Below are 14674 nucleotides of genomic sequence, written 5' to 3'. Positions count from 1 at the left end.
TAGGCGTATTTTATCACAAACCAGGCCCGCCTCCTGCCGGAAGCGGGCCTGGTTGCTACTGCCATTCGACCTCGCCGTAATCGACGGCATACGTCCCGGGATACAATACGTCAAAATACAACGTCAACGTCCGCCGGTCGCCGGCAGCAATGTGCCGCGGGATGGCCGAGTAGGTGATCGGATCAAAGCGTGCGGGCTCATTGTGGTCGTCATACAAGTCGAAATTCTGCTCGTTAAACGCGAGGCGATGCTTCGTCGGGTTGGCCACCGTCACGCGCACGGCGACTTGCTTGCGCCCATCACTCGTGTTGCCGGTCGCCTTGGCGCGGTGGACGGTGATGCGCTCACCGGAGTCAAAATCCACCGGTGCGCCATAGTCGTAAACATCCCCGTTGTCGTCTTCGGCCTTGCGCGCCCCGGCCGCCTTAGCCGCAGCGAGTTTGCGGGCGATGGTTTGTTTTTGCTGCACCGACATGGCCGCGGTGTTCATCGTAAACAGTGCCATACCGGCCACCACCGCGACCGTGGCCACGGTCAGCGCCCAGCCCACTGCCGCTCGCCACCCCCGCGTCGCGCCAAGCGTGATCAGGCTCGCCATGGCCAATAATCCGACTAATCCTAAAATCCCACCAGCAATTGCTAATCCCATGTGGTCCTCCTGTGTACTGGGTCAAGTGTACTAAAGCTCCCCTTGGGATACAACAACACCGGCAGCCGTAAGCCACCGGTGTGTGGGTTATTTTGCCTGGTGCCGCTTGTACCAGCCGGCCAGACCCAGTGTGCCTAACAACGTCATTCCCAGCATGCTCAGCAGCGTTTGGTTCCGCTGACCCGTGCTTGGCAATGTACCGTCTGCTTGACTGTTGGTCATCGCCAGCGGGAGAGTGTGGCCGCTGGTTTGACTCACATAGGCGACGGAGTCTGGGGTTGGGGCAGTGGTGGCACCACCGGTGTTGCCTGTACTGCCGGTGTTACTACCGTTACTGCCGCCATCGCCACCAGTATTATTATCCGTGTCTTCGCCTGGGGTGATGGTGTATGTCGTAGCAATTGCATCCTCATCCACCCAGTGGTTCGGATTAGCTTCATAAATGTCGTCAACCACTTCATCTCTGAGGGCTAACTCATATTCGCCGACTTCAGTTGGCGCCCCGGCCTGCCAGCCGATCGCCTCCCGAGAAGCAAAGGGCAATTCCTCTTCTTCGTCATCCGTTTCCTCGAGAGCGCGATACATCAGGTGCTCCTCAGTGATTTCATAGTCCAGCGCGATGTTGTGTTCCACCTTAGCGCCTAACTTGGATGTGCCATCGAATTGCTTCCCGGATGGCAACCGGATGAACAATTCACCGTCTTTTTCTGGGACATCAGTAATCGCTGCTGCGTGAATATAGTACCAACCGGAAAAGCTCGATTCGGGCAGTTCAACACCATACTCATTCAACAACATTTCCTGAATTTCCGCCTGACGAGCTAACTTCACCCGAACGTCATAGCCGCTAGCATTAACTGGCGCTTCCGACTCCCAATTATCATCATAAACATTCGAGAACTCCAGATCTTCTGGACCGATTTCACCAGATAATAGTTCATTCACCTGGATAAGGTCATCAGGCAACTTCGCAGTCCCATCGTAACGCTTGGAAGAGCCAAGCGACAGCCAATCAAAATTAGATTCAGGAATGATTGTCAATTCAAATTCTGGCGTTTCAATCTCGTAGTTATTATGCTTACCATCGTCACTATATAGTTCCCACATCAGCGTATGGCGACCAACCGATAAGTCTTCGATTGCCATACCGTTTGCCAGCTGGATGCCGATACCCCTGTCCAAGAACCCTGGAGACAAGAAACCTAAGTCGTCAAAACTAGATCCCTCACGCAGGACTTGGTTGGTTGCCGTGATGTTAACTTGCTTTGGCGTAACCACCAGCTCACCTGGGGTAACATTAATCGGATCAAGATGATACCGATCAATAATTTCGTCATCCGGGAAAATTTGATAGCGGCCTACATCCATTCGCTGAGTATGATCAATTTTATTCCCAGCTTCATCAGTAATTTCTATATCTTCCCTCAACAGCCAAACCTCTCTGGCCAATCCTTCTGCCGTCGTGTAACGGAATTTGGTTAAATCAATGTAATCCCCGTAAACAAGTGTAGCGTTGTCAATTTCGCCACTTGCCAAGTCAACCTCGACTATATCAATCTCTTCTTTGTTAGCTTCCTCGCTAGATTGTGTAATCACAGGTAGTTCAGGCGTTGCTGGCTCATTCCCCGCCTCGGGCACAGGCTGGACATCCGCTTCGGGCGTTACCGTTTCCGTCGCGCCGTCGTTGCCGTTTTCCGGGGTTGGGTCACTCACGTTTTCTTCGATGGGCGCCTCTTCCGGATTCGTCACTTCGGCCGCTGGTGCTTCTTCTTCAGCTGCTGGCGCCTCACTTGCTGGTGCTTCCGTTTGTGGGTCGGCGTCAACCACTGCCGCCACGCTAACCACCGGCTGGGCCATCATCAGGCCGAGCGTTAAGGCGGTCACGCTGCGCACCAGCCAGTGCTTGCCAGATTTGCGCATGTGCTTGCGGTGCTTGGTGTCGGTCAAGGCCCGACGAAATGCTTCTCGCTTATTCATAATTCGTTATCCTCCATTGGGGGGCGATTGTTTCGACAGTTCGCTTCGAAGTTCGTGTTTGTAACCTAGTTATCAACAAAATAATCGGTGCCAGTCTTCACTAACACCGATTGCTACTTCGTTATTTTGCCTGGTGCCGCTTGTACCAGCCGGCTAGACCCAGTGTGCCTAACAGCGTCATTCCCAGCATACTCAGCAGCGTTTGGTTCCGCTGACCCGTGCTTGGCAATGTGCCGTCTGCTTGACTGTTGGTCATCGCCAGCGGGAGAGTGTGGCCGCTGGTTTGACTCACATAGGCGACGGAGTCTGGGGTTGGGGCAGTGGTGGCACTACCGGTGTTGCCCGTGTTACTGCCGGTGTTACTGCCGTTGCTGCCACCACTGCCACCAGTATTATTATCCGTGTCCTCGCCTGGGGTGATGGTGTACGTCGTAGCAATTGCATCCCTGTCCACCCAGTGGTTCGGATTAGCTTCTTCAATGTCGTCAACCACTTCATCTCTGAGGGCTAACTCATATTCACCGACTTCAGTTGGGGCCCCTGCCTGCCAGCCGATCGCCTCCCGAGAAGCAAAGGGCAATTCCTCTTCTTCGTCATCCGCTTCCTCGAGAGCGCGATACATCAGGTGTTCCTCAGTGATTTCATAGTCCAGCGCTATATTGTGTTCCACCTTAGTGCCTAACTTCGATGTGCCATCGAATTGCTTCCCGGATGGCAACCGGATGAACAAGTCACCGTCTTTTTCTGGGGCATCAGTAATCGCTACCCTCTGAATATTGTACCAGCCCGAAAAGTCCCCTTCGTCCAGTTCAACACCATACTCATCCCACAACATTTCCTGAATTTCCGCCTGACGAGTTAACGCCACCCGAACGTAATAGTACCAAGCATTAACCGGCACTTCCGACTCCCAAGTCTCACCATAATCACTCGAGAATTCCAGATCTTCTGGACTGATTTCACCGGATAATAAGTCGTTCTCCCGGATGAGGTTATCAGGTAAAGTCGCAGTTCCGTCATAATCCCTGTAGGCACCAATCGACACCCATCCATAATCGTCTTCAGGAATGATTGTCAATTCAAATTCCGGCGTTTCAATCTCGTAGTTATTATGCTTTCCATTGTCACTATATAATTCCCACGTCAGCGTATGGCGACCAACCGATAAGTCTTCGATTGCCACACCGTTTGCCAGCTGAATGCCGATATCGCCGTCCAAGAACCCTGAAGACAAGAAACCTAAGTCGTCAAAACTAGAGCCCTCACGCAGTACTTGGTTGGTTGCCGTGATGTCGACTTGCATTGGCGTAACCACCAGCTCACCTGGGGTAAGATTAATCGGACCAAGATGATACCGATCAAGAGTTTCTTCATTCGGGGAAATTTGATAGCTTCCTACATCCATTCGCTGAGTATGATCAATTATATTCCCAGCTTCATCAGTAATGTCCATATCTTCTGGGAATAGCCAAACCTTTTTGGACATTCCATCCGCCGTCGTGTAACGGAACTGGACCGAACCTATGAGCTCCCCGTATACCTGTGTAACGTTGTCAACTTCGCCAATTGCCACGTCTGCCTCGCGTGTCTCAGCCTCTTCTTTGACAACTGACTCACTAGGTTGTGTAATCACAGGCAGTTCAGGCGTGGCTTGCTCGTTCTCCACCTCGGGCACAGGCTGGCTATCCGCTTCGGGCGTCACCGTTCCCGTCGCGCCGTCGTTGCCGTTTTCTGGGGCTGGTTCACTCACGTTTTCTTCGACTGGCGCCTCTTCCGGAGTCGCCACCTCGGCCGCTGGCGCTTCTTCATCAGCAGCTGGCGCCTCGCTTGCTGGTGCTTCCGTTTGTGGGTCGGCGTCAACCACTGCCGCCACGCTGACCACCGGCTGGGCCATCATCAGACCGAGCGTTAGGGCGGTCACGCCGCGCACCAGCCAGTGCTTGCCGGATTTGCGCATGTGCTTACGGTGCTTGGTGTCGGTCAAGGCCCGACGAAATGCTTCTCGCTTATTCATAATTCGTTGTCCTCCATTGGGGGCGTTTGCTTCGACTAAACCGCTTTGAAGCGGGCGTGCTTTACCGCGTCCGTCTCACTAGTATCACCTCTCATTCCTGCTGGTCGAATCCTCTACAAATTAAGCATATCGAAATAATAATTAATCGTTCAACAAAGAACTATTAATAATGGACGTGATTTATTTTTATGACAAAAAAAGGTAGCAACCGCCCCGTATCGGAGTCGGTTACTACCTATTAACTATTCAATTACTCGGTTGGCTTGGCAATTCTCATGGTTTTCCCATGAATCACGGCCTACTTCAACTCAATCCGCAGTGTCGCCACGTGATACGGCGTCATTTTCACGGCATACGTGTCTTCGGTGGCCGTAAGCGGCGCAGTCGGCGTTTCGTCTAACTTCGCCAGGGCCACGGCGCCATGCGCAAAGGTCGGCGTCACGGTAATCGTGTCGTTTTCCCCGGCGTATTCATGGAAGCGCAGAATGACGGCATTGCCGTCTTCGCTGTGCTTGATGGCATCGACCGCCACCGGATGCGCAGCCGTAAAGGTGAACGGTGCGGCAGCGGTGGTGGCAGCTTTGCCAGCCTGCACCGTCAGGCCGTGGTTGAGAATCGTCGCTTCGCGTTCGACGTCACCGGCGACGAAATCGCCGATATGCGGCAACAAGCTGTAGGAGAAGTTGTGCTCGCCTTGGTCAGCTTCGGTGTCCGGATCGATCCCGGACTTCAGCAGGGACAGCGACAGCACGCCGCCATGGACGTTGTAGCCGTACTTGGCGTCGTTGAGCAACGCCACGCCATACTCGCGCTGCGCCAGGTCGGCCCACTTGTGGCCGACCGTTTCAAACTTCGCGGTGTCCCAAGACGTGTTGCGATGCGTCGGCCGGCGCACGTTGCCGTATTGCACATCGTAGCTCGCCTCGGCCGCTAGAATCGCGGTGTCAAACGCCGTCCGCAACAGGAATTGATGGTCGTGCCAGTCGATGTGCGTGGCAAAATCGATTCGCCGTGAATCCCGGAAAACAGTCAGCACCTGGGTAATCTCAGAATGCTGGAAGGTGAAGTGGAACGTCACGCGCTGGCGCAGCGGCTCCGGCGTCGCCACAGTAATGTTGTCTGCCGTCAACGTGATGGCTTTTTCCGGATAGTCTTCATCGATGTTCCAGTTATCAAACGTCGTCGGCCGGTCCTCGTACACCGTCAACTCGTTGCCCAAGCCAGCCAGCACCTCACGATCATCATGGTCGTGATCCAAAATGCTGGTGAGCTGCCCGGCATCGTTCCAACTCAGCTGGTAGTGTGGCGTGTCGATGCTGGTTGCCGTCGTGGTGGCCAGCGGTGCGGCCGCGGCCGCGCCACCCGGCTGAACGGTGACCGTCGTTGCGCTCAACGCCGGCACCGTCGCCTCAACCAAGACGCCGTCGTCGCTGGCCTGACTCGGTAGCGCCTGACCCACCGCGTCGACCACCTGGCCAGCCTCCGCCGGCAAGGTCACCAGACTCGTGACCGGGAAGGCGTTGAGGTTGCGCAGCGTGTAAGCCTGCTCAGCCGGTTGCAGTTCGGTTTCATCGAGTTTGGCATTCAAGGCCTTGATGGTCGCGAAGCAGTCGGCGTATTCCTTGGCGTTGTCTTCGTAGACTTCATGAATCGCGGAGCCCGGCAGGATATCGTGGAACTGGTTGCGCAAAATGGTCTCCCACAGCTCATCGATCTCGGCGTGCGGATAGGCCACGCCGCGGGCAATGCCAGCTTCGACGTAACGTAACTCAAGGTCGCGCATCGCCCATTCCAGCTGGCGGTTTTGTTGCTTGACCCGTGCCTGCGAAGTGTAGGTGCCACGGTGGAATTCGAGGTACAACTCGCCGTCCCACTTCGGCAGCGGCAACCCTGCATGGTCGAGGTTATGGTGCAGCCGCTTGAAGTAGTCATCGACGCGCGTTGGCTCAACGGTTGGCAACCCTGGTAACTGGTTCAGCATGCCGATGTTTTCAATCATTTCGCGCTGCGGGCCGCCACCGCCATCGCCCCAGCCATAAGACAGCAACAGATCATTGTTGAGCGCCTTATCGGCATAGACATAATAGCTGCCCAACACGGTATGTGGCGTGACATTGCCGTTGTAGGTGTACTGCCAATTATGCGAATTATGGAACTGGTCGCCTTGGTCGACGGTGGTGATGAAGTGCGTCAACACCTCTGTGCCATCGAGCCCCTGCCAGACGAAGGTATCGTGCGGCATGCGGTTCGTGTCGTTCCAGCTGATCTTGGTGGTCATGAAGTCGTCGATGCCAAAGCCCTTCATGATTTGCGGCAGCGCCCAGGAATAACCGAACACATCAGGCAGCCACAAGACGTTTTGCTTGGCGTTGAATTCCCGCGCGAAAAAGCGGGTGCCGTACAGGAACTGCCGGGTCAACGCCTCACCTGATGGGACGTTAGTGTCGGGTTCCAGCCACGTGGCGCCTTCCGGTTCGAACCGGCCTTCCGCCACGCGCTGTTTGATCTGCGCGTACATCTCCGGATAGTCGTGCTTGACGAAGTCGTAAACCTGCGGCGTCGAGTGCATGAAGATGTATTCCGGATACTCCTTCATTAGCTCCAACACCGTCGAGAAGGAACGCCCGGTTTTCTCGCGCGTGTGGCGCAACCGCCACAGCCAGGCCACGTCGATGTGCGTGTGCCCCACGGCCGAGATGCGGAACTGCTTCTTTTCTCCCTTGTGCTTGGCCAAAAACGCCTGAACGTCCGCCAGCACTGCTTCGCTTTGCTCGGTAATGGCAGCCAAGTCCATCGCGCCCCAAATGAAGCGGCGCAACTCGCGGTCGAGGAGCTTCTGGTACTCATACAGCAACGGCTCGTTGGCGTCCAATTCCAAGACCGTTTGGTACATCAAATCCAACCAGCGATAGGCCTCGCGAATCGGCTGAATCAAGACGCCCGCCGTCAGCTCGTTCAAAACGTAATGCTGAATCTGTTGCGGTCCGCCGCCTTCCAGCCCGGTCCACAGCATGATGGCAATCTCCAGCGTCTGCCCCGCCGTGCTGGCATCGAAATAGGCCTCTTCGTGGTTCGAGTCAATCGCCTGCCGCGGCTGGCCATCGACGTACAAGAACCCTTCAAACCCGGAGTTGCCGCCGCCACCGGACCGGCCTAGATCCAGGTGCAACACGTAATGATCCTCCGGCTTCAGCGGTGGCACGGTGATCTTAAAGCGCAACCAGTAATACGCGTCACGCCCCGACCACTTGGCGCCAGTTTCGATCGGCGACCAGTCAGCCGCTTCCGGCACACTCTTGCGATCCTCCCGCGTATCATGCCAGAACTCCAAGCCGGTAATCGGCGTAAAGTTGGCATAGAGATACGTGTGGTAGGTGGATAGTTGTTGCTTGATCTTATTGTTTGAAAACATTGAGTAGCTCCTCCACGTTAGTTGAATGCACAGCTCTTTCATCCGCTCTGCCGAAAACCATAATCCAGCGCGTAGCAGTATGCGCAACAGTATCCCGTTTCGGGCATTAATGAACAGAATTCATGCGAATTATACTACTTACTCGCGGGTTGCGAACGGTTCAATGTCAAGATTCTCTCGGGCATTTTTTAGTAGCTTATTCGGTCAAGCTTTTGGACCTTGACAGGCACTAATGGTGCTACTTCACAGCCCCACCGAAGCTGAACCCTTTTGACATATATCGTTGCGCAAACGTGTACAGCACGACAACCGGTAAGGTATAGAGTACCGAGAACGCAGCCAGCTGACCGTAATCAACCAACCCATTGTTGCCAAAGAATTGAAAGATGGTGACAGACGCAGGGAGTTTCTCCGGCGCGGTAATCAGGATGAACGGCACAAAGAAGTTACCCCAGGAACCGGTAAAGGTGAAGATTGCGATCGTAAAGATGCCTGGCAGCATCAGTGGCATGACGACTTTGCGCACACCACCCCATACTGAGGAACCGTCAATCCAAGCCGCCTCTTCAAGTCCTTCAGGGACGGAATCCATGAAGTTTTTCATCATCCAAATCCCGTATGGCAAACTGGTCGAAATCATGAAGATTGTTGTAGCAATCAATGAATTCTGCCACTTCATGTAGAGAAACATCTGATATACCGGCACAATCACTGCGGTCATCGGCAGTGAGGTTAAGAACAAGATAGACAGCAGAAATGGCTTCTTCCATGGTAACGGGTATCGGGAAAGCGGATAGGCGGCCAAGACGCTGATGGCCACCACGAAAAACGCTTGAAACCCGGAGACCAGTAAACCAATTCCGAATGACCGCATAATGTTAGGATCGGTCAGAATCGCCGAAAAATTGGCCATCGTCAAATGTGACGGTAACTTGATTGCCTGAATCGCGTGTGGATCAACAGACGAAAACAACATCCACACTAGCGGGAGCAAGAACAATACAGCAATTATTGCGAGAATGAGGTATTGTAACGCCCGCATTCCTTTATTTTCTCTCATCATCGTGCGTCACCTCCTACAAGCGAACCTTCAGAACCCGCATGTACAACAGACTCGCTAACGCCCCAATTAACAGCAGTACGAGTGAAATCGCAGTGCCATAGCCAAGCTGGTAAGCAACGAAGGCCTGCTTATACATGAACACCGGTAACGTTGCGGTGGCGTTACCTGGGCCCCCGCCAGTCATTGTGTAAATCAGCGAGAAGACGCCGAGCGTTTGCAGGGTGACCAGCATGATGTTGGTCGCGATGGTACCGCGGACCATCGGAATCGTAATCTTCGTCACGAGTTGCCAGCGAGAAGCCCCATCCATGACGGCAGCCTCCTCGACTTCAGCAGGAATATCATCCAGCGCAGTCTGAAAGACCATCATCGAAAAAGCAGTGCCCCGCCAGATATTGGCGATGACGATACTAATCATCGGGAACGTATACAACCAGGCAACTGGCTTCATTCCAAGTAGCGAGTGGGCCAACAAGTTCAGCGTCCCATTATCACCTAGGAATGCAACCCAGCAGAACCCAACAACGACTTCCGGTGTTACCCAGGCGGCAATAATGATTAAGCCCACAATTCGCCGGAAGGTTCGATTCTTTCCCCGCATCATGAAGGCAATCAGGAAGCCGAAGAAACATTGGCCAATCACGGCAGAGAAAACCACAAAGATAATCGTTTTCCAGACAGATTGCGCCAGCTGGGGATCCTTAAACATGGTCACAAAGTTCTGAAACCCAATGAATTTCAAGGCAGATGCGTTTGCCCCAGTCAACGACAGGTTGGTAAAGGAAAACAAAATCGTTAACACCATCGGGGTAATGAAGAAGATCAATAATAAGACAAAACTCGGAATCATCAGCCAAAAAGCGAGCTTCCGTTTCGCCTTATCTTGGGCGTTACGCGGCTTTTTGCGTGGTGGTACCACTCCTGCTGCATCCATGTCTCCACCTCCAATATATGAAAACGGTTGGGCTGGACCTATCCAACCCAACCGTTTAAATCAACTTGCGAGATTATTTTTGCGTCTCTGTATTCTCTGCGCCAACGATTGCCTTGACGTCAGTCGCGTATTTCGCTGCGGCCGCTTTAGGTGTCTTTTGACCGGAGGCAACATCTTCAACCATCTTTTGGATGGCAACAGAAACCTTTGGATACAATTCATTCTTTGGCCGGAAGTAGGCATTCTTCAAGGCCTTCGTCGCCTGTTCAATGAACGGCTTCTTCAGATAGGCAGGATCCTTAGCCGCATCATCACGAACGGTCAAGGTTCCTTCCATCAACGCCCGATCGACTGCTTTCTTCTTGGTGTTCATTGCCTTGAGCACCGTAAACGCAGCTGTCTTGTTCTTGCTCTTGGCAGGAATGGCCCAGGCCCAGCCACCTGACATCGTCACGTAGCCAGGGGCCTCGCCATTTTGAGTTGGCATGAGGTTAAAGGCAAATTTCTTGGTCATGTTCGAGACCGGGGCGGCACCACCTTTGACCCAGTTACCCGTGGTCCAGCTCCCATCAAGGCCCATTCCGACTTGATTCTTCGGGAACTTATCTTGGAAAATCGTCGAGCCATAGTTGGCATTCATGACGACAGACATGCTAGGGCCGGTCTTGTCCTTGTTATAAACGGTGTTGATGAAGTTCAAGGTGTCTAGGATACCCTTGGAGTTAACGTTCCATTTGTTGGTCTTTTCGGTATACAGCGTTTCACCAGTACCGTAGAAGAACATCTCGAAGGTCTGCATCGCAACGGACTCCCCGTTAGTCGTCGAAACCCCGATGGCTAAAGGAATCGCGCTAGAATCAGCCTTCTTGATCTTACGCGCTGCGCTGAGAATGTCATCCCAGTTCTTCGGCGTCCAGTCACTGCTCAGTCCAGCCTTCTTCGTGACGGCCAAGTTGGTCCAAATACCGCGGGCATCAGTGGTTCCTGGGATCCCGTATTGCTTCCCGTCAGAGCCCTGACTCCCCTTCTTCAAAGCAGCATTATAATTGCTCCAATCACTCCACTTGTTCACGTATGGGCCAAGGTCAGTTAAGTACCCCGCCTTAGCGTCAGAAGGAAGGATGAATGTATCTTCATTAACAATATCTGGTGCTGTCGATGCCGACTTCATGGCCAGATCTAGCTTTGAGAAGTAATCCCCTTCACTGGCATTAATCGGCTGGAGTTCAATCTTGATCTTTGGATGTTTCTTTTCAAAATCGGCGATCCATGCCTTCGAATAAACCCGGTACATACTGTCACTCTTACCGGTGCCACGCCAGGCAATCTTGACAGTTGTGACGCCTTTTTTGCTCTTGGAGCTTGATCCACATGCGGTTAAAACCAGTGCGCTAAGTGCTGCTACTCCGATCAGCGCGTAGTTACGTAGCTTCATTGTCATGTCCTCCTTGAAAAACAACCCCTTAAACGACATAAACGATATGACCAAATAACTTTGTGCAAATTACCCCTTTCGTATTTCTAAGCACAACCGTATACTAATTGCGAATAGCGGGCGTGTCAACGCTTACATTTACGGTTTAGACGAAAAGCTATTAAATGTCTTAGATTTTATATCATTTAATTGTCGAGGCAGAATATGAGAACACAATCGCAGAAACCATTGTACGAACAAATCTATGAAGACCTGAAACGGCGGATCAACGAAGGCAAGTATCCAATCGGGACAAAGATCCCACCCGAGCATGCATTGATTGCCGAATATAACGTCAGTCGCATCACCATTCAAAAGGCGGTGAATCAGCTTGCTGTCGAAGGACTGGTAAAACGGCGCTCCGGCCAAGGCACTACCGTCATCCATCAAGAGGAGCTACCCGCCAGCAACACCTTACTTGGGCTCGTCATGTCTGGCCTATCAGAAAGTTATGGTGACGACTTATTACGTTCGATATGTTCCACTTGCGAAGCCTCTGGCTATTCACTTGTCATCAAATTTGCCAATGAAGATCAGCGCCATGAAGAGGAAGCCGTGCGCGCCTTGCTAGCTATCCCGGTACGCGGAATTTTGATTTCGCCAATTCAGCGTTCCTTCTATGACCAAGCGCTGGTCAAGGAAATCCTCACAGGCTTCCCTGTGACTGTGCTCGATAAGGAAATCACCGGCATCGACAGTCTCTTCGTTGGGACCAATCATTATCAAGCCGCGGCCGAAGTCGCCAAACGAATTAGTGACGCTGGCCATCACAGCATCGGCCTGATCAACTACGCCGAGATCATGAATTTTTCTTTGGATGCGCGCAACCGTGCCTTTAAAGATATCTATGCCCACACCAATTTTCCGTTGAAAGCCGACGCCATCCCATTTATCATCAGAACGGCTTACCTTCAGCGAAACAATCACGCTGCCGTCACCGAAGACATCGACCGGATCAAAGTGTTTATTCGCCGAAATCATCCCACTTGTCTGATTGGTATTGATAATTACATCACGACTCTGATTTACGAAGCAGTCACCCAACTAGGCCTGCAAGTGCCCCAAGACATCTGTCTCTTCGGATTCGATAGCAATCATTCAACACCCCCAAGCTTGCGCTACGACACCCTAGTCCAAAACGAGCAAATGATTGGGAAAGACGCCGTCACACTGCTATTAAGAGCCATCAATCACGAACCCATTGATAAACGCGCTATTCGCTACCCAGCTCAATTTGTCGATAACGGTACCTTGATTCCGACGAATCAGATGAGAACTGACCGGCTATTCAGCCTGTAATGTGGAATAAAAAAACTGGCTGACAGACGCTCAATATTCGTATTGAGCATCCGCCAGCCAGTATTTTATTAATCTAATCTTCAATCGCGGCCTTCGCCTCAGTGGCCGCCTTAATCTCCCCCATATCGAACTTGGCCGAGCGATCGTAGTAGTACAACCCGTTACGCTCCTGTTCAACGTCATACAACTGGGTATAACAGAATCCGGACAGGTGAGGATTTGCCAACAAGACTTTGGTCAGCCCAGCGTAGCGCGCCATGAACTCGGCTTCCGTCTTCGGACCGTCGCCATAGCCCCAGCCGGCCGTTTCCTCGCTTGGGGCCCACTTAATGCCGCCATATTCACTGACGTTGATGGGCTGGCCGGCTTGATACTGCTGGCGGGCGTCGTGTTCATCCCAGAACTCGTGGTTCGGCTGTTGCGCGCCGTCGAATTCTTCGGCGAATTTCGCCGGGTCCTGCTCGTAGTTGTGAATGTCATAGATGTCCGTCACCGCGTGGTAGTTGCCGCTGGTATCGACACATGGGCGCGTCGGGTCCGTTGCCTTGGTAACGTGATACGTCGTCGCCCAGATTTCCTTGAGCTGCGGGCGACCGTCGACGTCCCAGGTTTCATTGAACGGGCACCAGGTGACGATTGCCGGGTGATTAATGTCCCGAGCCACCAGCTCCTGCCATTCCGGCAAGAAGTGATAGATGGCTTCTGGCCGCGAGCCGTCGATGCCCCAGCTCGCCATTTCGCCCCAGACCATGTAGCCGGCTTGATCGCAGTGATATAAGTACCGCGCTTCCACCGGCTTCTGGTGCAGGCGCGCACCGTTAAACCCGGCGGCCTTGGCTAATTCGATGTCGCGGACAAAATCGGCATCGCTTGGCGCCGTGTAGATGCCGGTCGGGTAAAAGCCTTGGTCCAGCACCAACCGTTGGAAAACGGACCGGTCGTTTAGCATAAACTTGTAGCCCTCCAGCCGCACCTCGCGCAAGCCGAAGTAGCTGTGTACCACGTCGTCGCCAATCGTCAAGGTCACATCATACAATCGCCCGTGGCCAAGCTCCCAGAGGTGTTGTTCGCTCAGGGGGATTTCGACGGTCGCCAATTGGCCAGTGGAAGCAACCGTGGCCTGCCCACATGGCTGTCCTTGGTAGCTGATGGCAATGGTCACATCGCCTGCGCCGACCGTTTGCAGCTGCACGGCCACGCTGGTCCGCGCCACATTCGGGAAGAATTTCACGCTTTGCACATGCGTCTGCGGCAGAAATTCGAGCCACACGGTTTGCCAGATCCCCGTGGTGCGGGTGTAGTCGCAGTCGTGAGAATAATACAAATGGCTTTGCTTCCCGTTTGGCTGCTTGCCCGAGCGCAGATCGTCGCGAGCGCACACGACCAATGTGTTGGCCCCTTCATGCAGATGGGCTTGGATGTCAAAAGCAAACGAGGAATAGCCGCCGCGATGAGTGCCGACTGCTTCACCGTTGACGAAAACGTGGGTCTCGTAATCCACTGCGCCGAAGTGCAAGCGCACGACGCCGGCGAGTTCGGCGGCGCTAACGGTCACGGTGCGCCGATACCACACTGCAGGCATGAAGTCCAAGTGGTGGATGCCGCTAAGCTCACTTTCCGGGCAAAACGGCACGGTGATTTGCTGGTCAAAGTCGCCGGTGGTTTCAAAGTGCCGGTCCAGGCCGCTGTCACCATCGTCGATGAGAAAGTCCCACTGGCCGTTCAAATTTTGCCAGTGGTCACGTTGAAATTGCGGTTCGGGAAATTCGGGTCTTGGGATTGTGGTCATGATTACGCCTCCATATATTTGTCCCCTGCATTATCAAGCAGGAGCGGGTCTGCTACAATGGAG

General features: G+C 53.4%; 9 protein-coding genes. 1 reads left to right on the top strand and 8 read right to left on the bottom strand.

Annotated features, from left to right (window positions below; translation table 11 throughout):
* Positions 1-55: 55 nt before the first annotated feature.
* The 7 genes from FD02_RS04750 to FD02_RS04720 all read right to left on the bottom strand — a co-directional run bounded on the left by FD02_RS04750 (position 56) and on the right by FD02_RS04720 (position 11484).
* Positions 56-649 (bottom strand): hypothetical protein, encoded by a 594-nt coding sequence (locus FD02_RS04750; RefSeq protein WP_056950886.1) that lies wholly within the window; start codon positions 647-649, stop codon positions 56-58.
* A gap of 87 nt (positions 650-736) precedes the next feature.
* Positions 737-2626 (bottom strand): MBG domain-containing protein, encoded by a 1890-nt coding sequence (locus FD02_RS04745; RefSeq protein ID WP_054723165.1) that lies wholly within the window; start codon positions 2624-2626, stop codon positions 737-739.
* Between the two features lie 121 nt (positions 2627-2747).
* Complete coding sequence (locus FD02_RS04740) at positions 2748-4640, bottom strand: MBG domain-containing protein (protein WP_054723166.1); 1893 nt, start codon at positions 4638-4640, stop codon at positions 2748-2750.
* A gap of 298 nt (positions 4641-4938) precedes the next feature.
* Positions 4939-8052, bottom strand: coding sequence for an alpha-mannosidase (locus tag FD02_RS04735; protein ID WP_056950884.1), 3114 nt, complete (start codon positions 8050-8052; stop codon positions 4939-4941).
* A gap of 238 nt (positions 8053-8290) precedes the next feature.
* Entirely contained in the window at positions 8291-9115 is an 825-nt protein-coding gene (locus FD02_RS04730) for a carbohydrate ABC transporter permease (RefSeq protein WP_082603308.1), read from the bottom strand.
* A 13-nt stretch (positions 9116-9128) separates the two neighbouring features.
* A complete protein-coding gene (locus FD02_RS04725; RefSeq protein WP_056950926.1) occupies positions 9129-9965 on the bottom strand; it encodes a carbohydrate ABC transporter permease in 837 nt (278 codons plus the stop codon).
* Between the two features lie 157 nt (positions 9966-10122).
* Complete coding sequence (locus FD02_RS04720; protein WP_235806672.1) at positions 10123-11484, bottom strand: extracellular solute-binding protein; 1362 nt, start codon at positions 11482-11484, stop codon at positions 10123-10125.
* A gap of 228 nt (positions 11485-11712) precedes the next feature.
* Here FD02_RS04720 and FD02_RS04715 point away from each other — a divergent pair, with 228 nt between their 5' ends.
* Positions 11713-12822 (top strand): GntR family transcriptional regulator, encoded by a 1110-nt coding sequence (locus tag FD02_RS04715; protein WP_054723022.1) that lies wholly within the window; start codon positions 11713-11715, stop codon positions 12820-12822.
* Positions 12823-12895: 73 nt separating this feature from the next.
* Here the strand turns inward: FD02_RS04715 and FD02_RS04710 are convergent, their stop codons facing one another.
* Complete coding sequence (locus tag FD02_RS04710) at positions 12896-14611, bottom strand: glycoside hydrolase family 2 protein (protein ID WP_056950880.1); 1716 nt, start codon at positions 14609-14611, stop codon at positions 12896-12898.
* Between the last annotated feature and the right edge of the window lie 63 nt (positions 14612-14674).

The organism is Lacticaseibacillus nasuensis JCM 17158 (assembly GCF_001434705.1).
GTDB lineage: Bacteria > Bacillota > Bacilli > Lactobacillales > Lactobacillaceae > Lacticaseibacillus > Lacticaseibacillus nasuensis.
Note: the sequence above shows the minus strand (reverse complement) of the source record. Positions and strands in the feature narration are given on the sequence as shown.